Raw genomic sequence first — 25,660 nt, 5'->3', positions numbered from 1 at the left:
AATGGGTAGAGTCTAATGAAGATTCCGATGTGCGATGTGAAGCAGTGCGACAAATAGCTACTGGTTGGAAACATCAACCGGGAATTTTAGAATTACTCAAACAATGGGTAGAGTCTAATGAGAATTGGCAAGTACGAGGTGAAGCGGTAAAACAAATAGCTACTGGTTGGAAACATGAGTCAGGAATTTTAGAATTACTCAAACAATGGGTAGTGTCTGATCAAGATTCGGATGTGCGACAGGAAGCAGTGCGACAAATAGCTACTGGTTGGAAACATGAGTCAGGAATTTTAGAATTACTCAAACAATGGGTAAAGTCTAATGAGAATTGGCAAGTACGACGGGAAGCGGTAAAACAAATAGCTACTGGTTGGAAACATGAGTCAGGAATTTTAGAATTACTCAAACAAAGGGTAGAGTCTGATCAAGATTCGGATGTGCGATGTGAAGCGGTAAAACAAATAGCTACTGGTTGGAAAAATCAACCGGGAATTTTAGAATTACTCAAACAAAGGGTAGAGTCTGATGAGAATTGGCAAGTACGAGGTGAAGCAGTGCGACAAATAGCTACTGGTTGGAAACATGAGTCAGGAATTTTAGAATTACTCAAACAAAGGGTAGAGTCTGATCAAGATTCGGATGTGCGATGTGAAGCGGTAAAACAAATAGCTACTGGTTGGAAAAATCAACCGGGAATTTTAGAATTACTCAAACAAAGGGTAGAGTCTGATGAGAATTGGCAAGTACGAGGTGAAGCAGTGCGACAAATAGTTACTGGTTGGAAAAATCAACCGGGAATTTTAGAATTGTTTAATCACGTCGCCCTCAATGACCCCTTTCAACGCGAACATGAATTTCAAACCAACCCTCGACAAATAGCGCTAGAAGCAATAGTCAAACAATATCCGGACCATCCACAAACCCTCCCACTATTACAAGACAGAGCAGAAAATGACCCAGACGAAAAACTGCGGAAGTGGGCAAAAGAGAAATTGCGACAATTAGAGAATTAGTCCACTTTCAGTCATTGCGACCGATAGGGAAGCAATCTCATATCAAATCCGGTTACAGCGGTTTTCATTTGGGTAGACCACAGTAAGGACGTTCCATGGAACGTCCCTACAGGATTTTGCTTGTGAAGATGTGGTTCATCAATTTGAAAAGCGCTGTAAACAGTTATAGATAGGTTAACTGTTTAGGACTCAGGAGGACCGAGTCAGGAGTCAGGAGGAGAAAGAATTACAAAGATGACCGTAGTTATGACGATTGAAGATTTTTTTTATGTGCAATTCAACGGATTTGATATCAAATCCTAGTTTTTCGTACCTCATGGGTAAGTCCCGATTTATTTTCTTTTATATTTGTTGGGTTAAGCGACAACCCAACCCAACCTACGGTATTTTTATCCAAATATCAATGGGAACAGATTACATAATGATGTTAGCTATGATTACCTCAGGTCTAATTAAAAGTAAAAGAAAGAGGATGTATTTCGATTTCTTTCCTACTCCCCCACTCCCCTACTCCCCTACTCCCTCACTCCCCTACAAAAATATCACCTTGCTCCTGCTTCAATGGCAGAGTTAGCCATTTTTTTCAAAGTATCCCCCTCAATTTCTGGACTTTGACCAACGCCTTTTAAGGAAATACGATAGAATACTCCTTGATATTCCCACCCAATAATTGGAGGCGCACAAGATGCTCCACAAGTTAAAGGTCTAAAATATCCTTTAATGTCTTGTACTAAACTCAATTCTCGACTAAATTCATCATCTAAAGGTTTGCCTCCTTTTTCTCCACTGATATAACCAATGGAGCAAGCATTAGCAGTACAATCTTTTTCAAAAGCTAAAGTTATTTCATAACTATTATTTGTACCTTTCCCATCAACATAAATTTGATTATCTGTGCCTGTAATTAATAATTGACTCGGAAGTAAAATTGGCACTTTAGTTTGTTGTTTGATTTTCGGTAAAATCTCTGTTAATTCTGCCGCGACTGGTTGAGAATTTTGTGTCAATAACTGACTTGTTACTGGATTAATTTGATAATTTGATGGTCTCACAATAGGTTGTTTCCCACCCATAGATATTGTGAGGTAGGTCAACAAAATTATATTTTCAAAGTGAATAAGAATAGACATAATTAAAAAAGAAGGAAGAAGGAAGAAGGAAGAAGGAAGAGGGAAGAAGTAAAAATCGGGAAGAAGGAAGAGAGAAGAAGTAAAAATCGGGAAGAAGGAAGAAGGAAGAGGGAAAAATTTTGACCCTCAATATTCTGTTGTTTATCCTGCGGAATGCTAGCTAATAGCCATTTCAGAAGAAGCAAGAAGTTTGATTATTTACAGCAGATTCCTCGCATAAGAGGTACAGAGATTAACAGTTAGATGTTTGTAGTGCGGGCATTTTGAGCGCTTTGCAGTATACCTTATTAATGTGGAATTTGCTGTATATTCCTTTACAGAAGAAGCAAGAAGTAATATCAAGGGTGAAATCTTTAGGGGCGGGCCGTTTGCCTCTACCCCCCTACCCCCCTACTCCCCACTCCCCTCCGTATCCGTGTATCCGTGCCATAATCCGTGTGAGCCACTCCTCTTACTTACGTTTAGCCGCAGCTTTCTCCTTATCCTTCTGTTTCTTCTTCGCAGCTTTCTCAGCTTTCTTAGCAGCTTTTTCAGCCATAATCTTTGCCACCCTTTCTGCCTCTTTTTCCTCCTCAATCTTATCTAAATAATAATGATAATTTCCTAAATAAACATGAAAATCACCATCACGAATTTCCACAATTTTATTTGCCACTTGAGAAATAAAATAACGGTCGTGAGAAACAATAACCACAGTTCCATCATAATTTTTCAACGCCTCTTCCAACATTTCCTTGGCTGGAATATCCAAATGATTTGTTGGCTCATCAAGTAACATAAAATTACCAGGTTTAAGTAACATTTTTGCTAAAGCCAAACGTGCCTTTTCACCCCCACTCAAAGCAGCTACTTTTTTAAATACCGTCTCACCACTAAATAAGAAATTACCAAGTAAAGTTCTTACCTCTTCATTTTTCCACTCCGGCACCTCATCATGGATAGTTTCCATCACATTTTTTGTGAGGTCTAAAGCTTCCGCTTGATTTTGCTCAAAATAACTAGGAATAACATTATGATTACCTAATTTAACAGTACCTTCTGTAGGTTCTTCCATTCCCATAATCATCCGCAAAATAGTAGATTTACCACAACCATTCGGCCCCAAAAAAGCAATCCGGTCGCCTCTTTCTATCTCTAAATTTGCTCCTAAAAATAAAATTTTCTCCCCATAAGTATGAACTAAATCTTGAATTGTTACTACCTCTCTACCACTACGGGGTGCTGGAGGAAAACGGAAACTTAAACTTCTTAATCCTGCTACAGGTGCCTCTACAAGTTCTACTTTTTCTAACTGTTTTTCTCTACTTTTTGCCTGAGTACTCCGAGTAGCACTAGCCCGAAAACGTTCCACAAAAGCTTGTTGTTTTTCTATTTCTTTTTGTTGTCGTTCATAAGTGCTCAGTTGTGCCGCTTGATTTTCTAACTTTTGTTGTAAATAAGCCGAATAATTACCCAAATAAGTATTAGAAACTCCTCGTTCTGTTTCCACAATTTGAGTCGAAAGACGGTCAATAAATTCTCGGTCATGAGAAACTATCACCATAGGAGTAGTTAATTTTTTCAAATAATCCTCCAACCATTCAATAGTTTCTAAATCTAAGTGGTTAGTAGGTTCGTCCAATAATAATATATCTGGATTTTGTAAGAGAATTTTACCCAAACTCATACGCATTTGCCAACCACCACTAAAAGCACTAACCAAGCGATCGCCATCTTCCGGTTCAAATCCCATTTCTGGCAAAATTTTCTCAATTTCTGCATCTAGTCCATAACCATTTAAACCCTCAAATTGTCGTTGTAAACGGTCTAATTTATGTATCAATTCATCCAACTCTTCTGGACTAGAAGTTTCCATTTCTCGCTGTACTTTTTGTAGAGATTCATGGATTTCATTTGCCTCCTTAAATACCCTCCAAAATTCTTCTCTCACAGTACGGTTAGGGTCTACTTCAAATTCTTGATTTAAGTAAGCAATTTCTAAACTAGCAGGACGAATAATTTCTCCAGAAGAAGGTTCTATTTCTCCAGTAATAATTTTTAATTGAGTAGATTTTCCTGCCCCATTTACACCCACTAACCCAATACGATCGCCTGGTTTAACTTCCCAGTTAACATCTTTAAGAACAACACCTGTAGGATAAATTTTACTTATATGTTCTAATCTCAGCATTTATAATTAGTCTCCAAGTTTAGGTTAAGAGCAAGTTATGTTTTTCATGGCCAAATCATTAATATTGGCTCTTATAGCAGAAGGAAGAGGGAAGTAAGGAGGAAGGAAAAATCTTGCGTTATCTGAGTTTTAAGCTTTTTATATGTCCTAACCTTTCCTTCCACTGCTATAGATAATGCTTAAGCTTAACAATTTTTAATTATATTTTATACATCAATTCAGTTATCAGTATTTTGAGAATATTTTAATTACCTGTTTTTTCGTTTCTTATTCCTCTTTTAAAATCTATATCAATTGAATTAAAAATAAGTTAATCATCAAAACTAGAAAAACAAAATACATATATAGCAATTCTCATACTGGTGAGGTACAAAATTTGAGGCTTGAGGGAACAGGGAACAGGGAACAGGGAACAGGGAACAGGGAATAAAAAGACAAAAAGATAACTGTACCTCACGACCTTGGGAAACGCTATAACTTACCTAATTGGCAATAATCAACAATTTATTGAAATCTTAACCACTTTCATGGCTAATTTCCTATTGTCAAAAATTATATTATTTTCTACTTTTAACAAAATTCAAAACTATTATATCTTCTAGACAATCAGAATATAATTGCTATATTCTTTTGACAAACTTCAAGTATTTTATTCTTTCTTAGTTATCAAAATAATTTGGTCGCGCAACCCCCACCTTGATTGGCGAAATATTTTTGGAGTTTTGCTCATCCATCTCCGTTACAAAAATAACTTCTGACTTCTGACTTCTGACTTAGTTAAAAACCCTTCTTCGCCTTATATAATTCCACAGATTCTTGAATGACAACTTTCAGTTCTGGAAGAGCACAAGGTTTAGCTACACATTTAAAAATATCAGCCTGCTTTATGTCATTAACATCACAATTTATTTGTTCTTCAGCATAACCACTTAACAAAATACGAATAGTATCAGGAAAGCTATTTTTTGTTTTTCTAAGAAATTGAATACCTGTCATATCTGGCATACTTTGGTCAGAAATAATAATAGCCATTTCCCCTTCAGCTTCGATAATTTCCATCGCTACAGTAGCACTTTCTGCCTTAATAACTTTAAATTCATGTCTAAAAGTCCGATATAGTAAATCCAAATTATTAGGTTCATCGTCAACAACCATTAATTTAAGTTTTTCTGACATTGTTAAATTTATAGCAATTTCTATCTAAGGAACAAGTTTTAACAAAATTGGTTATGTACAAATTTTTAAGTACTCATGCATAATTATCATATAGCAACTCTCATATTTGTAGGGCACAGAAAGAAGAACAACAAGTTTACCTGATGACTCCGAGAAACACTTGACTAGAGAGAGTCACTAAATGTTTTTTTATACATAAAACTAGATTTTATACGGTCAGATAACGCCAGATTTTTCCAACTTCGGTCCCCCCTTTCAAAGCTATGCTTTATAAACATTTTCCTTAACATCAAACTTGACAAAATAGACAAATTATGTGTTAGCCCTCAAAAGGCTTTTTCCTCAGAAAAAATGTATTTAAAAGCACATTTATTTAGATAGGTTAAGTAGTTTTGCCTAGCTAAATTGACGATTTCTCCCTTCTCCCTTCTCGCCACAAGATTTTCAGGAGTTCCTTATCATTTTCTTTGTGGGTTTAATACCCCACCGTCTACACGGTGTTCAAAATTACTTGGGGGAGCGAATCCCCATGTAATTTTCCTCCTGTCTCCTGTCTCCTGTCTCCTGTCTCCTTCTTCAACAGGAATAGCTTTCAAAGGGGGGTAGGGGCAGGGTCAATTTATTGTCACTAGAGAAAAATTGATGGGGAGATAGGGAGATTCTTAATATTTGCACAATTTTTTGTATTTTATATCCATATAAATATTCTCTGACGACAATGAATTAGCCCTGGGGGGTAGGGGGGATGCCTTCTTCCTTCTTTTATTCTTGAGCTTTCTCAGAATGTTCCCGACCAGAAACATTTTGCATGGCCTCTAAAGCTGCTCGAGAACCTGCCAAAATATCTCGTTCTTCTCCGCCCAAATAAAGCCGTCCAAAACTACCCACCGCCTGAATTTGCAAAATATTAATGAGAGCAGCTTTCTCCGCTTCATTAGCAGCTAAAGCGGCATAAGCAGCAGGTTGCACCTCCAATACATAGAGAGTTTGTCCACCCAAAAGCATTTGGCCTCGACGGTTACGATTAATTAATTGTGCTTGGTGGGAATCAATATTCCGGATCACCTGACTAGAGACAATACGAGGTTTGAGGCGATCGCGTTCCTCCACTCCCAAAGCTTGTAAAATAGCCTTTCCAGCAGCTTTAGTATCTCCCTGACGACTGGAATGAATTTCTAGCAAACCATAAAGTCGTTCCACAAACTGTACCCCAGGCCGAACAGAATTAGACTTGAGGGCCACATCAGTAATCCGGTTAATTTCAATACCTGGTGAAATCTCCACCCACAGAGAGGTATCCCCAGGTAGAGGCAAGAAGCCAAGGGCCACTGTACCGATATAAGCGGCGTGTTGAGGTTGCAAATTATCTATGTATACATAGCTGCGCAGTTCTATACCCAAGACTTAAATCTCCGTGTACTGTGGAAAAATATTAACCGTAGTCATTATATGACAACAAATACATGGAGGAAGTAGGAGTCAGGAGTCAGGAGTCAGGAGTCAGGAGTCAGTAAATCAAATAGTAGTGGACTGACACATCTAAAACTGTGCAATAGATTTTTGTTTCTAGTGCAGGACAGCGGAAATAACTGACCAGTTACAAAATCCTAAAACAATTACAAATCAAAAATGATTGACTTTTGTAGGGGGGAATAGCCATTCGCCCCTACTGACTTTTAACTTCCGCGTAGCGACACTAGGTGTCTTTTTTTTCCCATCTCCCCATCTCCCCATCTCCCCATCTCCCCATCCCCCCATCTCCTAATAAATATAGGGTTAGAGCCGAAGACTCGCGTAAGTCAAAAAAATTTTTTTTTGTCATAAAGTCATAAAATATAATCTTGAAGCGTCCTATATACTAGGAAGCTATTTTTGCTTAACTTCCGATGATGACACAGACCCTACCCTATGGGCCAATAGTTGAATTCGTGAAGTATAGTCCCTGTCGGTTCTGAGTCTCGCAATGCTCGGGGGCTTAATATGGTCTTGGGTCGTGTTCCTCAAACCACGGCCTCGAGGGTGGGTTCGAGCTAAAAGCTCGTTACCTGTTCCTGCCTTCGAGTCGATGGGAATCCGACTATTGTCCATGAGGTGTTAGTGGGATTATCAACCCTTGTATATACGGGAAATTCAATGAAAACCGCGATTAAGTTCTTTCAAACTCTGGCGATCGCTTTAGCGATATCAGTTGCTTTCTTAAGCATTCCCGGGACAACCTCCCCAGCTGCAGCCTATGATTGTCAATACCTGCCCTCTGGACCTCGCACCTCTGGGGTAGTGACCAGGGTCAACGTAGTAGATTTCGAGGCTAGCAAGGAATTTTATGGGGACCTTCTGGGGATGACCTGTATTTTTAATTTTGACGGCCCCTATTGGACAGAGTTCTACAATTCTGTGGACCCTCAAGCACAAGCAAGCATAGGGCTCAGCAACCAGTTCGGAAGCCCTGAAGAAAGGTATGTTACGTCAGTGATTGTGCCCGATCTCGCTTCTGCTTGTGAAAATCTTAATGCCTTCGGTTTCCCTATCACATCAAGCGAATACGCTGGCCAGGGCGTATGTCTAGCTTCCTTCAATGACCTAAGTGGAAATGAGTTGGCTTATCGTCAGGAGAACTGGGGTATCTTAGATGCAAATTATCCGGAGGAAGAATCCGATATCGCAGCTGAATGTCGTGCGATAATCGAAGAGTTCTGCCAGTAAATGGTTGCCAAGAATAGCTGTAAGCATTTGCTTGTATGCGGTTAGCTGTATCTCATCTATCTGAAAAACGCTATAAACAACCTCCTTCTTAGCTATGGACTGGTGGCAGTATGAAATCCTGACTGACCAGCATTGGCAGGTTGCTTAAGTGCAGAGTTACTAAAAATCCCGCCCTAGCTTTGGGTGGGATTCTGCTTTCTAGAGGTTAAGAAAATTGTAGGGTGCTTTAGACGGCTTAAATTCAGACTATGAAAGAGATTTAACAATCCGTTGTAACGCACCGTTTTAGTTGTGTCGATCTACTACTTTTTGAGACTAACAATCAGCAGATAATAAATGGTGCCTTAGCAAAGTGTAATGCACCCATCTCCCCATCTCCCCATCTCCCATCTACGGTAATTTACAGCCCTCTAAATTAGCATTTTTCAGATTAGTATTCTCAAGGTTAGTATTTTCTAAATTAGCATCCTGAAGATTTGCAGATTCTAGATTAGCATTACTCAGGTCAGCACCAAAAAAATTAGCTCTACTCAAATTAGCATCCCATAATTCTGCATATTTCAAATTAGCGTTTTTCAGGTCAGCTTCTTGAAGATTAGCACCACTTAAATTAGCGTTTTTCAGGTCAGCTTCCTGTAAATTTACCCTTGTCAAATTAATGTTACTTAGATTAGCATTTTTGAGAATAGTTGTTCTCAAATTTGCATGGTAACAATCAACACCTTTCAAGTTAGCATAACTTAAATTAGTTCGACTTAAGTTGGCATTTTGTAAATTAACATGACTGAAGTTTATATTTACTAAATACATTCCATTTAAGTCAACATTACTGAGATTAGCTCCCCACATAAAAGCATGAGTAAAATCAACTCTTTGCAAACAAGCATGACTGAAATTACAACAGCTTAAATAAGCTTCTGTTAGATTAGCATTTTGCAAATTAGCATAGCTGAAATTTGTATTTCTTAAATTAGAATTTTTGAGGTTAGCTGAACTTAAATCAATCCGACTCAAATCAACATCTGTTAATTCTGCATCACACAGATTAGCTCTCATAAATTTTCTATTACCATTTACATATAATTCTAAAAGTCTAGCTGCTTCCCATTGATATTCTGATAATGCCTGTATAACTGGAGGTTCTTCTATTTCCTGCAAAATAGTATAAGCTCTCCATTGTATTTCTTGTGAATTATCTTGTAATGCCTTAATTATTAAGTCTAGGCTAATTTTTTGCGCTTTTATTGCTGCAGATAATGGAGCGATGTTATTGGCTAACAGCAATTGTTTAACATCTTCAGTGTCTAATGTTAATTTATTAGCTAAACCCGTGTTGAAATAAATTTGATTAGGATTATTGCTCATCATCGAGTAAGAGGGAAGAAGGAAGAATATAAGAGGAAAAGGTAGAAGCGAAAAGGAAAAGATAGAGGGGAAGAGGAAAAAAATCTAGTTTTTTCCGAGTTTTAAGCTTGATTTTTATATGTCAAATATAGTCATGGCAAATGCTTCCTTCATATCAGTTTTTAATATCAAGTATCATTAATTAGGTAAGGGCAAAAATGTTTTATCTGATAAAATTTTCCCTATTCCCTATTCCCTATTCCCTATTCCCTGTTCCCTTCTCTACTTTTATTGACTGAAAATCAAGAAAAATTAGCAGTTGCTGTCAAACTTAAAAAAGGTAAAATTATTTTCTTACTATTAGCGATTGTAACCACTTTGCTGACTTTATATTAGATAAAATTATCTTTTTTTCTGCTTTTTTATTTAAACGATAGTCATCTGAGTTTTTGACTACGGAAATATTCGTCTTAGAAGCTTTTTTTGCGGTTTTTTTCAAAGTTTTAAATAAATCTTTTTCTTTCATAGGTCTTAAATATTTCTTTAATAAATCTTTCTCTAAACTCATTGCTTTACTTGAACTCTACAAAGTTTATTTTAGCTTATAGAAGAAGGAAGAGGGAAGAAGAAAGAAGGAAGAAGGAAGAAAGGAAGGAGGAAAAGAGAAAAATCTGGCAATAAATTCTGGTAGACAGTTGTCATAAATTACAGCATATTACAAGTGATACAAAGCATAAGGACTCAGATGGCACGATTAAATCAAATTATTGCGATTGAAAAAGGAATCAAAAGTCGGTCAGTGCAGGAACTAGCAGAAGCTCAAAAAGCTTTACAGAAACCCGCTTTACTTTCCGGTATTTCTCGAACCTATCACCCCAAAGATGAGGAGGGAGAACAACTCCCACCAGAGTTGAAAAAGGTGGAGGTTAAAGCAGAAGAGATTATCCGCAAAACCTCCGAGGTATTAACCAAGTTGTTTGATGTGACGGTAACTAAAGATTGGACAAACTGCACTGCCCGCGCCGATGTGGTAGTGGATGGTCAAACATTGTTGACTCAAGCTCCGGTTAGTTATCTACTGTTTCTAGAAAAGTAATTTGCAGACTTACGCTCTTTTATGAGGTACTGATAACTGATAACTGATAACTGAAATTACTCCTCCATAGTAATCATAATTAAGATCGTAAAAATGAAAATATGGGAACTATTAAAAACAGTTTTTTCTCCAACTCAATATATGCCTCACGGTAGTTGTTATTTATGGCAAACTTCATTAGCATGGCTCCACCTTCTGAGCGATCTACTAATAGCGATCGCCTATTTTTCTATACCAACAATGTTGCTGTATTTTCTCTGTAAACGTAAAAATGAAGTTCCATTTTTAGGAGTATTTATTTTATTTGGAGCATTCATTATTTTATGTGAGTTTGGTCATTTATTAGAAGTCTGGACATTGTGGCATCCCGCTTACTGGTTTTCCCGTGTGGAACAAGCATTAACTGCTTTAGTTTCTTGTTATACAGCTTTACAAATGGCGACACTTTTGCCTCAATTTCTTGCTTTAAAAACACCGGAACAACTAGAAGAAGTTAATCGAGAATTACAACATCAAATAGTAGAACGTCAACAGGCAGAACAGATATTACAAAATATTGTTGTTGCGACTTCTTCTGTTACAGGGGAAGAATTTTTTCCAGCTTTAGTAGAAAATTTAGCAAAAGCTTTAGATGTTACTTATGTAATTGTTAGTGAAAGAATTAACGATTCTTCTCAATTAAAAACATTAGCTATTTCGGGATAGGGAAAAATCAGAGATAATATCGAATAATGTAGAAAAGACAAGTGTCAGGAAGACTTTTTTGCTCTACTGAAAAAATCCTACTCTGGCTGCACTTCTTTATCTACTAGAGAACAGCGTTAAATTAAAAGAAATTTGGGGTTGCACATTATGGAATGATATTGCCAAAAATTAGTTTAGACTTTGACTAAAAAAATCTAATATTAATCATTCTAGCAATTGATTAATCCACAATCCAATTCAATCAAAAATCTCAAATCATTCGTCGCTGTGCAACGCCAGAAATTTAGTTAGTCAACTTAAGACGCATTTAGTCGAATAGTCTAGAAGAAAGTAGAGTGCTGAGTATTGAAAGTATAATAAAAATAGCCAGAGCAAAAACCAAGATAAATTCATTTATATAAGCCATTTGGTAGGGTGCATCTCAATGCAAGAATAAAGCCAAAAATTTATCGCTTTTAGGCAACAGCTCCGAAAGGCAATAGGCAATAGGGAATAGGGAATAGGGAATATATAGGAAAAAAGTATTTTTGCAAATATGAGATGCACCCATTTGGTATCTTGACAAAGGTAGGAGTTTTTGGCAAAGGAGCAGGACTCTGAACTCAGGAACTCGAGAAATAGAATAGGGGAAAAAGGTGAAAATTTGCCCCCATATTCATCATCTACCTATATTTACAGCACTTTTGAGGAACCGTGAGGTAAAGTTTAATATTAATCTCTATTCCCTAAACTCCTAAAACTTTGTACCTTATCAACTCCAAAACTACTGTAAGTACATAAATAGACATCTCCAATAATCAAAAATCAAATCAATTATGGCACTCCTATTCATCAATTCTTTCCCCCTACTCCCTACTCCCTCTTTTCTGGAGATGCCTAAAGGTTCTATAATAAAGGTTTAACTTTATATAATTGGAAACTTAACAGGAATAACTAATGTCCGTATTGTTAGCGATCGCAGTTTTAGGCGCACTCATTGTAGTTCACGAGTTAGGCCATTTTCTAGCAGCTCGACTCCAAAAAATCCACGTTAATCGTTTTTCCATCGGTTTATTTGGCCCGGTATTATGGAAATATCAAGGGCCAGAAACAGAATATGCTATCCGCAGCTTTCTATTTGGCGGTTTTGTGGGTTTTCCCGATAATGACCCCGATAGTACAATTCCCAAAGATGACCCAGACCTATTACGCAACCGCCCTATCCTCGACCGAGCGATCGTTCTCAGTGCGGGAGTAATTGCCAACCTGATATTTGCTTATTTTCTATTAGTTAGTCAAGTGAGTATCATTGGCATACCAGAATTTAACTATGCTCCCGGAGTAAAAGTTCCAGCAGTTGCTACAGATGTTAGTTCTGCCGCTACTAAAGCAGGTATTAAAGCAAATGATATTATTTTATCCGTTAACTACCGGCAATTAGGCCCGGACAAAGAAGCTATTACTACCCTAGTAGAAACAATTCAAAATAGTCCAAATAAACCCTTGGAGATGGAACTTGAGCGTGACGGACAACAGCTATTTGTTGAAGTTACACCAGACCTAGGAGATGATGGCAAAGGTCGTATTGGAGTACAACTAATTTCCAATGGAGACATAGTGCGACATCGCCCAGACAACATTTTTGCAGCTTTTAGCGTCGGTGCTAACGAATTTCAAAGGATTGTAGTTTTAACAGTTCAAGGTTTTGGACAACTCATTAGTAACTTTAGTCAGACAGCAGGGCAACTTGCCGGACCTGTGGCCATTGTAGATATGGGGGCCAAAATTGCTGAAGATAATGTGGGGGAATTATTTCAATTTGCAGCATTGATTAGCATTAACTTAGCAGTGATTAATATTTTACCTTTACCAGCTTTAGACGGCGGTCAGTTAGCATTTTTACTAATAGAGGGAGTAAGAGGTAAACCCTTACCTATGAATATTCAGGAAAATGTGATGCAGACAGGTTTAGTAGTATTGTTAGGTTTAGGAATTTTCTTAATTATTAGAGATACTGCTAATCTGGAGGGAGTGCGATCATTACTGCAAAGGTAAAAGATAGTATCATGTCCGGTTGAATATTTAGGAGGAGTCAGTCCTCAGGAGTCAGTCCTTAGGAGTCAGGAGAAAAACAGAAGGAAAAAGGAGAAGAAAGTTTTTGTTCATCGCGTAAGCGGAACGGAGTTCTATCGCACTATTTAACGGACATAGTATAAGTAGGCATGAACGATAGGTTCGTTTTTCCTTTAGGACTTACGCATGAGAAGGTATTTCTGTCATTGCGACCGACAGGGTTTGCGGAGCATTCCGGGACGGAAAGCAATCTCAAATGCTACTTTTTAGTGCCTCATGCGTCAGTCCTGTCCTTTTTTTCTTTCGAAAATTAAGTTCTTGAGTAAAATAAGTAAAGACATAGATGGAAAAAGTGGTTGATTTTACTTTCCTTCCTTACTCTTGCCTCTTCCTTCTTCCTTATGGTATAAATTATTCTTTCCTTTCTGTCTCTTTCTTCTTCCATCTTCCTTCCCAATAATGGTGACAACTCGTAAATTTTCAGCGAAGCGAAAGCGATCGCTCGAAATACTCCTTCGTCTCAAACGTCTTTATCCAGATGCCACCTGTACCCTGAGTTATCAAACCCCAGTACAGTTACTTGTGGCAACTATCCTTTCTGCTCAATGTACAGATGAACGAGTTAATAAAGTTACACCTGCCTTATTTGAAAAATTCCCGGATGCTGTAGCACTAGCAAATGCAGATCTTGAAGAATTAGAAAACCTAGTGCGCTCCACAGGATTTTATCGTAATAAAGCCAAAAATATTAAGGCTACTTGCCAAACGATTGTTGAAAAGTTCAACTACCAAGTGCCAAAGCAGATGGAACAAATGTTACAACTACCAGGAGTAGCAAGGAAAACAGCTAATGTTGTTTTAGCTCATGCCTATGGAATTATTGTAGGGGTAACAGTAGATACTCATGTTAAACGGTTAAGTCAAAGATTGGGTTTAACAGAACATTCCGATCCAATTAAAATAGAGCGAGATTTAATGCGGTTACTACCTCAACCTGATTGGGAAAATTGGTCAATCCGATTAATTTATCATGGCCGGGCAGTTTGTAAGGCCAAAAATCCAGCCTGCGATAAATGTTTATTGGCTGAATTATGTCCTTCGACCGCAGAATTGCAGAAACCGACTTGAGGTATAGAGGTAATAGGGAGTAGTGAGTAGGGAGTAGGAAGTAGTAAAATTTCTAGCAATACTAAACGTTTAAGGGTTTAACATCCTCTACTGACTACTAACTACTAAATTGAAGTGAGATTGTTCAAGCAGACTTTAATATAATACTGTATCAGTTGAATAGCGTCATACAAAACTTTCTTCTCCTCTCCTAACTCCTGACTCCTCCGTCATTATTTATTAAGTATTGAAGTGAACTTGATATAATATCAAATCCGCTCGGGTTCGGTATAAAAAAATGTTCTAACCGATGCGCCATTGCTAAATTTTTCTTGATATTCCCTTCCTGGGACGGGTTAGGAGTGATGGGGACTCACTCTATCACCCTAGCTCCCTAGCTCCCTAGCTCGGGGTTGCACATTATGGAATGATACTGCCAAAAAGAGGTTTAGACTTTGACTAAAAAAACCTAATATTAATTGTTCTAGCAATTATCAAATCCAAAATCAAATTCAATCAAAAATCTCAAATCATTCGCCACTGTGCAACGCCCCCTAGCTCCCCATCACCCCATCACCCTATCTCACCACACCTGAAAAATCTATGGTATTATTAGAGATTGGGTTAATACCTTAAAATTAAAGATACCGATTATTTGGAGCAATTAAAGAAACTAATCATGGCAAAAAAGAGCATGATCGAGCGTGAGAAAAAACGCAAAAAATTAGTAGAAAAATATGCTGCTAAACGTGCAGAGCTTAAACTGCAATTTGAAGAAGCAGAAGATTTAGAAGATAAAATAGAAATCCATCGTCAAATCCAGAGATTACCTCGTAATAGTGCCCCTTCTCGCGTGCGAAACCGTTGTTGGTTAACTGGACGCCCAAGAGGTTATTATCGGGATTTTGGACTATCTCGTAACGTTATCCGAGAAATGGCTCACGAAGGTCTTCTACCAGGAGTTGTTAAGTCTAGTTGGTAGTTTATAGCTATCTACACTGAGCTTTCAGGTTAGCTGAAAGTCTTATATCTCTTATTTAGGGGTGGGTTAAACAAATCAGTTTGTCCACCTGTAAGATCATGTCCAGTTGAATACTTATTATTAAGATAAGTAGGATAGTAGGGGAGTAGGGGAGTAGGGGAGTAGGGAAAATAGAAAGATTTGCTGTTGAAGCAAGAGGACAAGTTTTTTCCACATCGCTATTATCAAGACATGATATAAAAGATGGGAAAACAAGCGCCCATTATGCCAAAACCCCCCCTAAAAAAGTAAGAACTGGGAATATTAAAATCTTTTATTGTCCACAACAGCGTTCTATTCCCAGACTATCTAATAGTAAGTCACTAACAGCATTGGCGATCGCGAACTCTCCATAAAAACTCTGGGAAAAATCAAAGGCTTGCATTTCTGTCACAATAGCAATTACCAATGAGCCTAAATCATTTTCTCCTTCCATACGGTGGCGAATAAATATTTGGGCCGCTCTTTTAGCAATGTCCTCATTAACTTTTTCCGGGATAAACTCTTGATTGAGCCATTTGTGTAAGGAAGCTCGCAACCATTCCCCTTCCTGTTCGGGGTTTTCTGCTGTGGGTAAAGTAATTGGTTTTATTGGTTCAGGCATAATCTTAAATTTTCTATTATAAATTGTTAATGGTAATTCCATGATAGAATATGATATTAACTCCATCATACAAGGATATGCTCAGGGCTATTTCCTCATGGCGAATGATGGAGAGAATAGTTTAAAGTGGTATGGTAGTCGGAAACGAGCTTTGATTCCTTTGGATGAAAGATTTCGCTATCCACGGTCACTACGTCGTATCATTAATCAAAATCGTTTTACTGTTGGTGTTAATCAGGATTTTGAGGCTGTAGTTGAAGGTTGTGCAGATCGAGAAACAACTTGGATATCTGGGGAACTCAAGCAGATTTACAAAGCTTTGAATCAAGCGGGGTATGCTTATAGTTTTGAGACTTGGCAAGGAGATGAACTTGCTGGGGGGATTTTAGGAATTGTGATTGGTGGGGGTTTTATTGGGGAGTCAATGTTTTTCAATATTCCTGAAGGGTCGAAGGTGGCGATGGTAAAGTTGGTGGAGCGACTCAGGGAGCGACAGTTTGTTTTTTTTGATGCTCAGATGAATAACCCCCACTTGGAAAGATTTGGAGCTTATACTATTAGCGATAAAAAGTATAAAGCACTTTTGAAATTGGCGTTAAGTCGTCGATGTAATCTATAGTAATTAGCACTCAGTTATTAGATACTGATTTATAAACTAAGTCTTCAACTCGCTCTCAACCTATGACTGTCATTGCGAGGGGGCTGAGAAAGTAATTATTTTGGTTGATCAAGAAATAAGGTCTCAAGTCTCCCCTGATGACTACTCTAAAGCGACAGTTTGTTTTTTTTGATGCTCAGATGAATAACCCCCACTTGGAAAGATTTAGAGCTTATACTATTAGCGATAAAAAGTATAAATCACTTTTGAAATTGGCGTTAAGTCGTGGATGTAGTTTGATTTAGTTTGTCTAGTAAAATTTTGACACCATCTACAATTAGACTGGGTTCGTCTATCCATACAAAATGGCTACTTTTATTAGCTTGAATTTGAACACAATTTGTTGATAGATTACACAATTTTTTGTGCATTTGCTCTCGTAATTTGTTGGCTGATTTTAGAGGAATTAAAAAAGTCCACCAAGAAGGGTGAAAAAAAGAATTAGCTTTGATACTAACTACTGGCATCGAAGCAAACTGATTAGCAATAATAACCTGATTTCCACTATTATTTAGATTTAGTATTTCTCGACTCATTGTAATCCAGTGTTTAGAGCGACAAAAAGAATGTTTTACATGATTTCTCGACTCTTGAGAAAATTGTCGTAATTCAGGTTTAATCAATTCAAATATTCCACATTTTCTTAATAGCTGAATAATTCCTAATATTGAGCCTAAAATAGACATAACAAAGCCGGAAATAAATAATAGCTTCAAAGCTTGTAATTGGATAGGCATTTTCAGCATTTCTGTTTCATATAGTCCATCTATAAGTACCATGCCAATAACTTTTTCTGGGAAGCGATGAGCATATAATCTGACATTGTAACTACCAAAAGAATTTCCTACTAAAATGTAAGGTGGCTGAATTTTTGCTTGGTTAAGTAAGGTATCTAATTCTGTGACAATTTGACTGCTAGTTCGAGGATGGGGGCTATGTTCGCTCCATCCATATCCAGCTCTGTCGTAAATACATACTCGCCCTAACTTTGCCAGTTTTTCTACTAGGAAATATCCTTCTATTCCACCTAAACTGTGGTCGAGAATAATGGTTGGACTAGCTTCTCCTACAACATATAAATTTAGACGATAACCACCAACATCAAATAGTTTTCCCGGAGGTGGTTTTTGATTTTCCAAATGACAGGCGATCGCTTGATAAATTGTTGTAGCAACTAGCAGAATAATTTTGAGAGATAATGACATTTTTCTACATTCTGTTAATAGCTTTTTTGGTTTAATACCAATTTCATAAAATATTGCAAAGCGTGAGGACACAGGGAACAGGGAACAGGGAACAGAGAAAGAAAAACATAAATATTAAAGAGTAAAAAAGGTGGAAATTTTATAATTTATGGAACTTATAATTTTTTCTTTTAGGAATAAATCACAAATTAAGATGTAACTGCCTTTTTTGAATTTGGTATAATTCCTCATTTTCTACATAATTTATACAATTAGTTGAAGTTTATAGATGCGGAGCTGCAACTTTTCAGTATCCCCATTCACTTTTTTCTTTCTTCCTTTTCTCCTAGATAACTAAATTTATTCTTGCTTCTTCAACAAAATATATTCTAAAATTATCTTTTTCTTTTGAGTTTAATACCCCACCTTATACACGATATTTACAATTACTTGGGGTTTGTAGACACGAAGTGCCAGTTCGTTAACTGTCCCCATCCACTTTTTCCTTCTTCCTTCTTCCAGGTTACTTAGGTCTTGCTAAAAGTAATTTTAATTAATTTTATGTTCATTAACTAAGGTTAAACTAACCCATTCTCCTTTCTCATTATAGGTACGAATAAGTCGTTGACGAAGGTCAGGTTTAATTAACCAACCAGCTTCAAAAAATACAGGTTTTCTCAACTCAACTTTGATCGGCAAAGTAGCAGAAGCACCATCAGGAAGAAGTAAGACTTTTACAGGTTGAGAACCTTGGTCGAAGTGTAAAATAGAACCTTCAATTCTCGCAGTAGAAGTAATTGTTTTCTGATTAGTATTGCCAAAAGTAATTTGCTGAAATAAGCGACCTGTATTTTCAATCTTTAACTCCATTTGAGTTGGATAAACATCCGGTGTCCGCAAATCGGAATAAATAGTAATACCTTCTCCATGCCATTTCCCTAATAAAGCATCTACTGTGAGAATCGGATTTTCTAAAGCATTTGTACCTGCTCGTTTTTCTCGAATTAAAGTTAATGTTTTGAAACTTCCATCCTGGTTAAATAATTCTACTAAACGAAGACGACGATTTTGATTAATAAAACTAAACTCAGCACCATTAACTGAAATTGGTGATATTTGAATTGAACCTTGAGAAAAAGCACCATCTTCAAAAAACATAGTATCTTTGCCAAAGGTTTGATATTCTCTGACTAATTCATTAACTTTTGGCTGAGAATTATCCCCTGAAGAAGTAAAGCGACGAAGAGTGAGACGGACTGTTTTATTCTGATCATCCAAACTTTCTAAAATCAGAATACTAGGTGTATCTTCAACTATATCTCCTTGAGCAGAAATTTTAGTAAATGAACCATGCCATTCACCAAGATTTTGTAAAAAGTTTTCCCACTGTGTTTTCATATTTTCTAACAAATTTATTGATATTTATAGAAGAAGGAAGAAGGAAGAAATAAGAAGGAAGAAGGAAGAAGGGAAAATATTATTTTGTCTGAATTTTAATAAGTATTCAGCCGTCAGCTATCAGCCATCAGCTATTGCTTTTAGTTTTAGATAAAAACTTTACTAATTGAGCCAGAATTTATACTTACGCCTCAAAGCTTGAAACAGTCTATATTCATTTAAACCCTCTAATGAGAGCTAATAGCTGTTTGCGCAGCATTCCGCAGGAAATTCTTACAAATTTTAAACTTTTGATATAGCAATTTCCATACTGGTTTTGAAAAAAACTATATATACTATATTTTTGTATAAATCTAGGAAATTATTAAGTTTATTTTTGACTTTTTTCCTAAATAAATTTAGTATTATTTTTTCTGTAGCGGGTTTAATACCTCACCGTCAACAGGAGTGCTTAAAATTGTTTGGGGTTATAAGAAACGAAGTGGCGTGTCGGATACTATCCATAAGTAATTTTCTCTTCTGCCTTATTTAATCATAATTAATATTTTTCCCATCAAAACTAATTGAACCTGGTCCAAAAGAATAAACTATTAACAATCCTCCTATTAATCCAAGGTTTTTCATAAAAGCAATTTCCTGGGAAGGATCTGCAAAAAGATTGTGGAAAATCAGAGTACTTGGAATTAAAAATCCTATTAATAAAAGTGCGCCATAACGGGCTTTATAACCAACTAAAACAGATAATCCACCTATTAATAAAACAGCAATTGTCGGAAATAAAAGCCAACCAGGAATTCCAGCAGATGCCATATATTGTTGAGTACTTGCTGGATCGAAAATTTTACCAATACTTGATTTGATAAAAACTGCAGAGAGGAATATTCTGCCTAAGAGTGAAGTCCACTGTTGTAAATTATTCATGTTGCTTTGGCTAGTATATTTTTTCGTTTACTATTTTATTTGATATTTCCCACATTGATATTGATTTTTGTAAAACTTCATACAATATATCAGGAATAGGAAATTGGAAACATCGCAGCAATATTAGGAATGATTTATATCATGTCTCTTTGAATACCCACAATACAAAATTTAGGGAATAGGGAATAGGGAATAGGGAGAAATTTATCAGAGAAAACATTTTTATTATGGCTAATTAATGAGACTTGATATTAGGATTGTTATTTGAAAAAGCAAGAAGGAAAAAGTATCTGGGGATACTAATGAAATTGGCCATAATTTTATCGATATCAACTTTATAGCATTACAAGAATTGGTTAGGACATTTTTCAATCCTAAAACCCTTTTACAGTTCCCTGTTCCCTATTCCCTAGCGCGTAGCACTATAGATTTTTTTTATCCTTGATAATGTTAATTATCCAACACTAATTCTCTAGATAATATAATATAGTGTAGGTTTATTAGAGCTAATATATAAAAAGCTTTAGTCAATCTGATTAAGTATTAATTCACTACATTAAGAGTATGAAAAAAATTGCTATTTTGATATCTATTGCTACAGTTGTTTGGAGTAACAACCAGGCTTTAGCTGGAGAACATGGCGCTCACTGCCTGAATATTATTAGTGGTGAAATGAAAAAGTGTAGAGTTATTATCTCAGACCGAAATAACAGCCTGGAAATGAATTTTAAATCTGAAAAATTTCAAGATGTTAATATGAAGTTGAGAGGTAATCAAATTACTGAAATTTCAACTGGTGAATATGCTAAAAAAAGAGCCAAAGAAACTATTGGTGCCAGTTTAATTCTCGGTCCGTTGGGAGCTTTAGTTGGTATGTTTGCTAAACAGGACAGGACTCAGTTAGCTATTGAATATGTGGATTATCAAAACAATAAAAATGTCACTATGATTGATATTCCTACAAAACAAAGCGAACCTCTAATGAAAGATTTAGAAATTTTGACTGGTTTACAGATTCGTAGTTCTGAATAATACCAAACCTCAAAAACTTTTCTATGTTTCCTTGAGTAGGGGAGTAGGGAGATGGTAATCAAATATAGCATTATTATTCAGAAATGGTATAAAATGCTCTCACTGGCTATATCATGGCAAAAATCATTAGAACGGGAGCAAGATGCTCCCAGTGGCAACTATACCATTACAATGCACCACTAACCTTTTTCTTCATGGGTTTACAGCAGATTCGGTTGTATATGAAGTACAAATATTAACGTTAAGATGTTGATAGTGCGGGCATCTTGCCTGCGAAGGATGTACCTCACGCCATGGTGAAATCTGTTGTAATACTCCACCGCCTCAATAGTTTCTACAAGCTTTTTGGGGTTTGTAGACTGGGAGGGGCAACTTTTCAGTATCCATTTATTCCTTCTCTCCTATATAACTAATATCATGTCCGTTTAATAGCGTGATAAAAAACTTGGGGTTGCACATTATGGAATGATATTGCCAAAAATTAGTTTAGACTTTGACTAAAAAAACCTAATATCAATCATTCTAGCAATTGATTAATCCAAAATCCTGTTCATCAAAAATCTAAAATCATTCGTCACTATGCAACGCCAAAAACTTCCTTCTTTCTTCCTCCTGACTCCTGACTTTTATTAATTAAAATGGCTAAAATTATGCAAAAACAATTAATTACTATTGTCTCTGTTGCTTCATTATTTATTCCAGCTAAGATTGCCTTAGCTAGAACTCATGGCGCTCATTGTTTAAATAATAATAATGGGGAGTTAAATCAATGCGAAGTCAACGTAGATATTTCGGGTAAGCGCCTGGATATAGAATTTGATAAAGAAGAATATCAAGATGCTAATTTTACTTTAAAGAAAGAACAAATTACAGAACTTTCTACAGGAGATTATGCGAAAACTCAAGTCAGAAAAAGTATTGCTAAAGGTATTCTTTCTCCTGTCGGTGGAATAATTAGTGCTATAGATAAACAAGCTAGGGTTCAAATAGCAATTGTTTATTTGGATGCACAAAAGAATGAAAGCGTTACCTTGGTTGATATCCCTAGTCGATCTGCTTTATTATTCAGACAAGAACTTGAAACTATGACAGGATTAAAGGTTAGGAAATAAGAAGGTGGTAGCTGTTCAACGATTAATAATTAATAATTAATAATTAATAATTAATTATTAATTATTACCTCTCCTTGAAAACGGATAGGATTGACGCAAAAGGTAATTTTTTTTCTTCTCTTGGTCGATTGGATATGGCGAGGTTTCCTCGCCATCCCACCCTTCGGGAAGCTCCGCTAACGACCGCTTTTTCTCCTTTAAAGGAGAGGCTTTATACCAATTCCCAAAAATAAGCCATACTTCCCATGGGACTTCAGTTATTAAGTAATAATAATGGTTGAATCATGTTTGTAACGATTATCAGCATTAAACCAAGATATCTTATCTCTTTTTACCCTACTCTCTACTCCCTACTCTCAAGGAGATGTAGCAAGACTTTTGAGATTTGGTATTAAACCTTAATTATTCGGTAAGGTGATAGGCGATAGTTTTTAGGTGGTGAAAAAAACTTACTGTTGTTTGCTACTCCCCCTACTCCCCTACTCCCCCACATCAAAAAAGAAAGTTTAAAAGAATCTAAAAAAACAAGGTAAAAGCAATAAAAATTGATATAGCGAAAAACTTTAGAGAAAATCAGGACTGACGCATAACCACCATACCTAATAGGGGCAAACGGCCGTTTAATCCTACAGATGCTGCATGATTCAATAGTTCGCGTAAGTCCTGAAAATATTATAGCAGTCGAAGCAAAGGGCGCGGACATATCAAAAGCTTAAAACTCAGACAACGCCAGATTTTTCCTTCTTCCTTCTTCCTTCTTTATTCTGCTATATAAATTAAAAAAAACCTACAAATTCTATATGTTATTTTAAAATTAAATTAAAATTGAGGTTGATTTTGAGGATTATGAGGATTATGATTTATGACTCCTGAAACAATAGTAAAGCAATCTTTAGGAACAACAGGCGGATATACAACATTTAGTGCTGACAACTTCAACGCTTATGTAATGAACACTTACGGGCGTTTCCCCATTGCTCTTGAACGGGGTGAAGGTTGTCGTGTTTGGGATACCGAAGGAAAAGAATATCTAGATTTTGTTGCCGGAATTGCTACCTGCACCCTCGGTCACGCTCACCCCGTAATGATGGCAACAGTATCGCAACAAATTCAACGACTACATCATGTATCTAACCTATACTATATCCCAGTTCAGGGAGAATTAGCACAGTGGTTGACAGAGCATTCCTGTGCTGACAAAGCATTTTTCTGTAACTCTGGAGCAGAAGCTAATGAAGGAGCAATAAAATTAGCTCGCAAATATGCTCATGAAAAATTAGATATAGAAAATCCGATAATTTTGACTGCCCATGCTAGTTTCCACGGACGAACTCTAGCAACTATTACCGCAACAGGGCAACCAAAGTATCATAAAGGTTTTAGCCCCTTAATGCCAGGATTTTATTATGTGCCCTACAATGATATTGCTGCGATAGAAAGCGCAATCGCCGAATTAGACAAAGACAAACGACAAGTTGCAGCTATTATGCTAGAAGCACTCCAGGGAGAAGGTGGTGTTCGCCCTGGTGATGCGGCTTACTTTCAGAGAATTAGGGAAATTTGCGACGAGAAAGGCATTCTCTTAATATTAGATGAAGTACAAGTAGGGATGGGTCGTAGTGGCAAACTTTGGGGATATGAAAATCTGGGCATTGAACCAGATATTTTTACTTCCGCTAAGGGACTAGGTGGAGGTATTCCCATTGGAGCAATGTTATGCAAATCTCACTGTGATGTTTTTGAACCTGGTAGTCATGCTAGCACTTTTGGTGGAAACCCTTTTGTTTGTTCGGTAGCGCTCGCTGTTTGTCAAACTTTGGAACAGGAAAATTTGTTGACAAATGTACAGCAGAGGGGGGAACAGTTGCGAGTAGGGTTAAATGCTATTGCCACTAAATATCCCGGTCTATTTAACGAAGTGCGCGGTTGGGGTTTAATTAATGGTATGGAGTTGAAGGCAGATGTGGAGTTGACTTCTATCGATCTAGTCAAAGCTGCCATGAATGAGGGTTTATTAATCGTACCTGCTGGTCCGAAAGTATTGCGTTTTGTGCCTCCACTTATTGTAACTGCTGCCGAAGTTACTATAGCTGTGGATGCCTTGGCAAGAGCGATCGCAACTTTAGTTAAGTAGAATCAAATCAGGTTGTACAGTTATCCAAAAATTTCTGCCGAAAACGAAGTAGGGATGTTTTATGGAGCGTCCCTACATATTTCTAGTATAGAATCATTGTTCTTTCCTGACTAATTCTATAGAACCCATTTGGGATCTATAGATTGGAAGTGTGGGGAGTGTGGGGCAAATTTCAACTTTTTTCCCATATTTTATTTCTCAATCTCCTGACTCCTTTGCCAAAAACCCTCACCTTTGTGGAGATACCAAATGGGTATAGAGTTTGTGAGAAGGTGGGGAGATGGAGATGGGGAGATAGTTATAGAGGATTTTGAAAAAGGTACTTTTAATAACCGGACTTGATATAATATCAGTATAATTCATGCCCCGTAGGGGTTTGGTCAGCAAACCCAAACCATACTTGGGGTTTTTGCCAATATTGATGGTAGAACCTTAGCAGAGTTAGGGAAGCAACGATTCTCGTCATCTATCCTTAAGTAACAGAGTTTTGGGACTGGATGAGGAACCTACTGGATCGACTACTTTCAAAAAATCGAATTGGGATTGTTAGCGATCGCTTCATCAATTTCTCATATAGAATCCGGGTAAGTTAGTCACTGCAGTCATCATTGTAACTGGAACAGTGGAAAGAAGCAATCTCATGGGTGGTATAAGATCGCTTCCCTTTGATCGCAATTACAACTGTTTAACTGGATTTTGTATCATCCCCTGTCGAAGACAAAACAAGCTGTCTGCACTCGGGCGATCGCTCGGGTTTGTTTTTCTTCTCCCACAAACTGCAATATAGGTGAAAGATTGAATTCTCTCAAAGCAAACTCAGGATACTAGCAAAGAGTAACCTTTTCACCTCTATACCCAACGTTTATCGCCGACCAATTCTCACAACGTCGCCATCAAAGGTTGGTACAGACAAGACAAAGGGATCTGTAGGATAAGTCAATGCCTGTTCTTCAAGAATACCAATAGCAATTTCCTCGCCCATGCGAACGCTATCGTAATAGTCGGTGAAGTAGTGAACTCCTGCCATGTTTCGACCAATGGAAATATTGGCGGCTAGTTTATTCAGTTCACCTTCAAGAGTGAGAGCCTCAGAAATATTA

At 37.0% G+C, this 25,660-nt stretch carries 25 protein-coding genes and 2 pseudogenes; 13 read left to right on the top strand and 14 right to left on the bottom strand.

Annotated elements, in window-relative coordinates:
- Positions 1 to 1,013: HEAT repeat domain-containing protein (locus tag F6K18_RS32865; protein WP_287527175.1), on the top strand; the 1,013-nt coding region annotated here is incomplete at its 5' end.
- Positions 1,014 to 1,555: 542 nt separating this feature from the next.
- Here the strand turns inward: F6K18_RS32865 and F6K18_RS32860 are convergent.
- The 7 genes from F6K18_RS32860 to F6K18_RS32830 form a co-directional block, all read right to left on the bottom strand.
- Positions 1,556 to 2,143, bottom strand: coding sequence for a hypothetical protein (locus F6K18_RS32860; protein ID WP_287527174.1), 588 nt, complete (start codon positions 2,141 to 2,143; stop codon positions 1,556 to 1,558).
- A gap of 451 nt (positions 2,144 to 2,594) precedes the next feature.
- On the bottom strand, positions 2,595 to 4,313 hold the full coding sequence (locus F6K18_RS32855) for an ABC-F family ATP-binding cassette domain-containing protein (RefSeq protein ID WP_287527173.1): 1,719 nt from the start codon (positions 4,311 to 4,313) through the stop codon (positions 2,595 to 2,597).
- A gap of 777 nt (positions 4,314 to 5,090) precedes the next feature.
- Positions 5,091 to 5,489, bottom strand: coding sequence for a response regulator (locus F6K18_RS32850; RefSeq protein ID WP_287527171.1), 399 nt, complete (start codon positions 5,487 to 5,489; stop codon positions 5,091 to 5,093).
- A 458-nt stretch (positions 5,490 to 5,947) separates the two neighbouring features.
- A complete protein-coding gene (locus F6K18_RS32845; RefSeq protein ID WP_287527170.1) occupies positions 5,948 to 6,085 on the bottom strand; it encodes a hypothetical protein in 138 nt (45 codons plus the stop codon).
- Positions 6,086 to 6,251: 166 nt separating this feature from the next.
- Entirely contained in the window at positions 6,252 to 6,890 is a 639-nt protein-coding gene (locus F6K18_RS32840; protein ID WP_287527169.1) for a hypothetical protein, read from the bottom strand.
- A gap of 295 nt (positions 6,891 to 7,185) precedes the next feature.
- Positions 7,186 to 7,311 (bottom strand): hypothetical protein, encoded by a 126-nt coding sequence (locus F6K18_RS32835; RefSeq protein WP_287527168.1) that lies wholly within the window; start codon positions 7,309 to 7,311, stop codon positions 7,186 to 7,188.
- Between the two features lie 44 nt (positions 7,312 to 7,355).
- On the bottom strand, positions 7,356 to 7,577 hold the full coding sequence (locus F6K18_RS32830; RefSeq protein WP_287527167.1) for a hypothetical protein: 222 nt from the start codon (positions 7,575 to 7,577) through the stop codon (positions 7,356 to 7,358).
- Between the two features lie 45 nt (positions 7,578 to 7,622).
- Here F6K18_RS32830 and F6K18_RS32825 point away from each other — a divergent pair, with 45 nt between their 5' ends.
- On the top strand, positions 7,623 to 8,192 hold the full coding sequence (locus tag F6K18_RS32825; RefSeq protein WP_287527166.1) for a VOC family protein: 570 nt from the start codon (positions 7,623 to 7,625) through the stop codon (positions 8,190 to 8,192).
- Between the two features lie 390 nt (positions 8,193 to 8,582).
- Here F6K18_RS32825 and F6K18_RS32820 read toward each other — a convergent pair whose 3' ends face one another.
- Positions 8,583 to 9,560, bottom strand: coding sequence for a pentapeptide repeat-containing protein (locus F6K18_RS32820; protein ID WP_287527165.1), 978 nt, complete (start codon positions 9,558 to 9,560; stop codon positions 8,583 to 8,585).
- Between the two features lie 322 nt (positions 9,561 to 9,882).
- Positions 9,883 to 10,104: a hypothetical protein gene (locus tag F6K18_RS32815; protein WP_287527164.1), complete on the bottom strand. Its 222-nt coding sequence runs from the start codon at positions 10,102 to 10,104 to the stop codon at positions 9,883 to 9,885.
- A gap of 177 nt (positions 10,105 to 10,281) precedes the next feature.
- Between F6K18_RS32815 and F6K18_RS32810 the strand changes: the two genes are divergently transcribed.
- From F6K18_RS32810 to rpsN, 5 genes are all read left to right on the top strand, one after another.
- Positions 10,282 to 10,632, top strand: a complete 351-nt coding sequence (locus F6K18_RS32810) for a hypothetical protein (protein ID WP_287527163.1) — start codon at positions 10,282 to 10,284, stop codon at positions 10,630 to 10,632.
- Positions 10,633 to 10,725: 93 nt separating this feature from the next.
- On the top strand, positions 10,726 to 11,337 hold the full coding sequence (locus F6K18_RS32805) for a hypothetical protein (RefSeq protein WP_353735244.1): 612 nt from the start codon (positions 10,726 to 10,728) through the stop codon (positions 11,335 to 11,337).
- Positions 11,338 to 12,273: 936 nt separating this feature from the next.
- Positions 12,274 to 13,371 (top strand): RIP metalloprotease RseP, encoded by a 1,098-nt coding sequence (gene rseP, locus F6K18_RS32800; RefSeq protein WP_287527162.1) that lies wholly within the window; start codon positions 12,274 to 12,276, stop codon positions 13,369 to 13,371.
- A 477-nt stretch (positions 13,372 to 13,848) separates the two neighbouring features.
- Positions 13,849 to 14,517: an endonuclease III gene (gene nth, locus F6K18_RS32795; protein WP_287527161.1), complete on the top strand. Its 669-nt coding sequence runs from the start codon at positions 13,849 to 13,851 to the stop codon at positions 14,515 to 14,517.
- Positions 14,518 to 15,175: 658 nt separating this feature from the next.
- Positions 15,176 to 15,478: a 30S ribosomal protein S14 gene (gene rpsN / locus F6K18_RS32790; protein WP_124146600.1), complete on the top strand. Its 303-nt coding sequence runs from the start codon at positions 15,176 to 15,178 to the stop codon at positions 15,476 to 15,478.
- A 313-nt stretch (positions 15,479 to 15,791) separates the two neighbouring features.
- On the opposite strand, the gene F6K18_RS32785 is transcribed toward rpsN, so the two are convergent.
- Positions 15,792 to 16,121, bottom strand: a complete 330-nt coding sequence (locus tag F6K18_RS32785; protein WP_124146599.1) for a hypothetical protein — start codon at positions 16,119 to 16,121, stop codon at positions 15,792 to 15,794.
- A 40-nt stretch (positions 16,122 to 16,161) separates the two neighbouring features.
- Between F6K18_RS32785 and aat the strand changes: the two genes are divergently transcribed.
- Both aat and F6K18_RS32775 read left to right on the top strand, forming a co-directional pair.
- Positions 16,162 to 16,740, top strand: coding sequence for a leucyl/phenylalanyl-tRNA--protein transferase (gene aat / locus F6K18_RS32780; protein ID WP_124146598.1), 579 nt, complete (start codon positions 16,162 to 16,164; stop codon positions 16,738 to 16,740).
- 149 nt (positions 16,741 to 16,889) lie between these two features.
- Positions 16,890 to 17,024, top strand: a pseudogene (locus F6K18_RS32775) (leucyl/phenylalanyl-tRNA--protein transferase); the annotation flags it as partial.
- On the opposite strand, the gene F6K18_RS32770 reads toward F6K18_RS32775, so the two are convergent.
- From F6K18_RS32770 to F6K18_RS32760, 3 genes are all read right to left on the bottom strand, one after another.
- Positions 16,998 to 17,984 (bottom strand): alpha/beta hydrolase, encoded by a 987-nt coding sequence (locus F6K18_RS32770; protein ID WP_287527160.1) that lies wholly within the window; start codon positions 17,982 to 17,984, stop codon positions 16,998 to 17,000. The pseudogene F6K18_RS32775 and the gene F6K18_RS32770 sit on opposite strands and share 27 nt — an antisense overlap.
- 528 nt (positions 17,985 to 18,512) lie before the next feature.
- Positions 18,513 to 19,361, bottom strand: a complete 849-nt coding sequence (locus F6K18_RS32765; RefSeq protein ID WP_287527159.1) for a DUF3598 family protein — start codon at positions 19,359 to 19,361, stop codon at positions 18,513 to 18,515.
- Positions 19,362 to 19,889: 528 nt separating this feature from the next.
- Complete coding sequence (locus F6K18_RS32760; protein ID WP_287278603.1) at positions 19,890 to 20,282, bottom strand: DoxX family protein; 393 nt, start codon at positions 20,280 to 20,282, stop codon at positions 19,890 to 19,892.
- Positions 20,283 to 20,846: 564 nt separating this feature from the next.
- Between F6K18_RS32760 and F6K18_RS32755 the strand changes: the two genes are divergently transcribed.
- From F6K18_RS32755 to F6K18_RS32740, 4 genes are all read left to right on the top strand, one after another.
- Positions 20,847 to 21,314 (top strand): hypothetical protein, encoded by a 468-nt coding sequence (locus F6K18_RS32755; RefSeq protein WP_124147407.1) that lies wholly within the window; start codon positions 20,847 to 20,849, stop codon positions 21,312 to 21,314.
- Between the two features lie 51 nt (positions 21,315 to 21,365).
- Entirely contained in the window at positions 21,366 to 21,497 is a 132-nt protein-coding gene (locus tag F6K18_RS32750) for a hypothetical protein (protein WP_275670459.1), read from the top strand.
- 455 nt (positions 21,498 to 21,952) lie between these two features.
- Positions 21,953 to 22,426 carry a hypothetical protein gene (locus tag F6K18_RS32745; protein WP_287527158.1) on the top strand — a complete coding sequence of 158 codons (474 nt, stop codon included), beginning with the start codon at positions 21,953 to 21,955 and terminating at the stop codon, positions 22,424 to 22,426.
- 862 nt (positions 22,427 to 23,288) lie between these two features.
- Complete coding sequence (locus F6K18_RS32740; RefSeq protein ID WP_287527157.1) at positions 23,289 to 24,560, top strand: aspartate aminotransferase family protein; 1,272 nt, start codon at positions 23,289 to 23,291, stop codon at positions 24,558 to 24,560.
- A gap of 862 nt (positions 24,561 to 25,422) precedes the next feature.
- On the opposite strand, the pseudogene F6K18_RS32735 reads toward F6K18_RS32740, so the two are convergent.
- Positions 25,423 to 25,660: pseudogene (locus F6K18_RS32735) on the bottom strand (bromoperoxidase); the annotation flags it as partial.

It is taken from the genome of Okeania sp. SIO2C2, assembly GCF_010692625.1.
GTDB lineage: Bacteria > Cyanobacteriota > Cyanobacteriia > Cyanobacteriales > Microcoleaceae > Okeania > Okeania hirsuta.
This window is presented reverse-complemented; position numbering and strand designations above follow the sequence as displayed.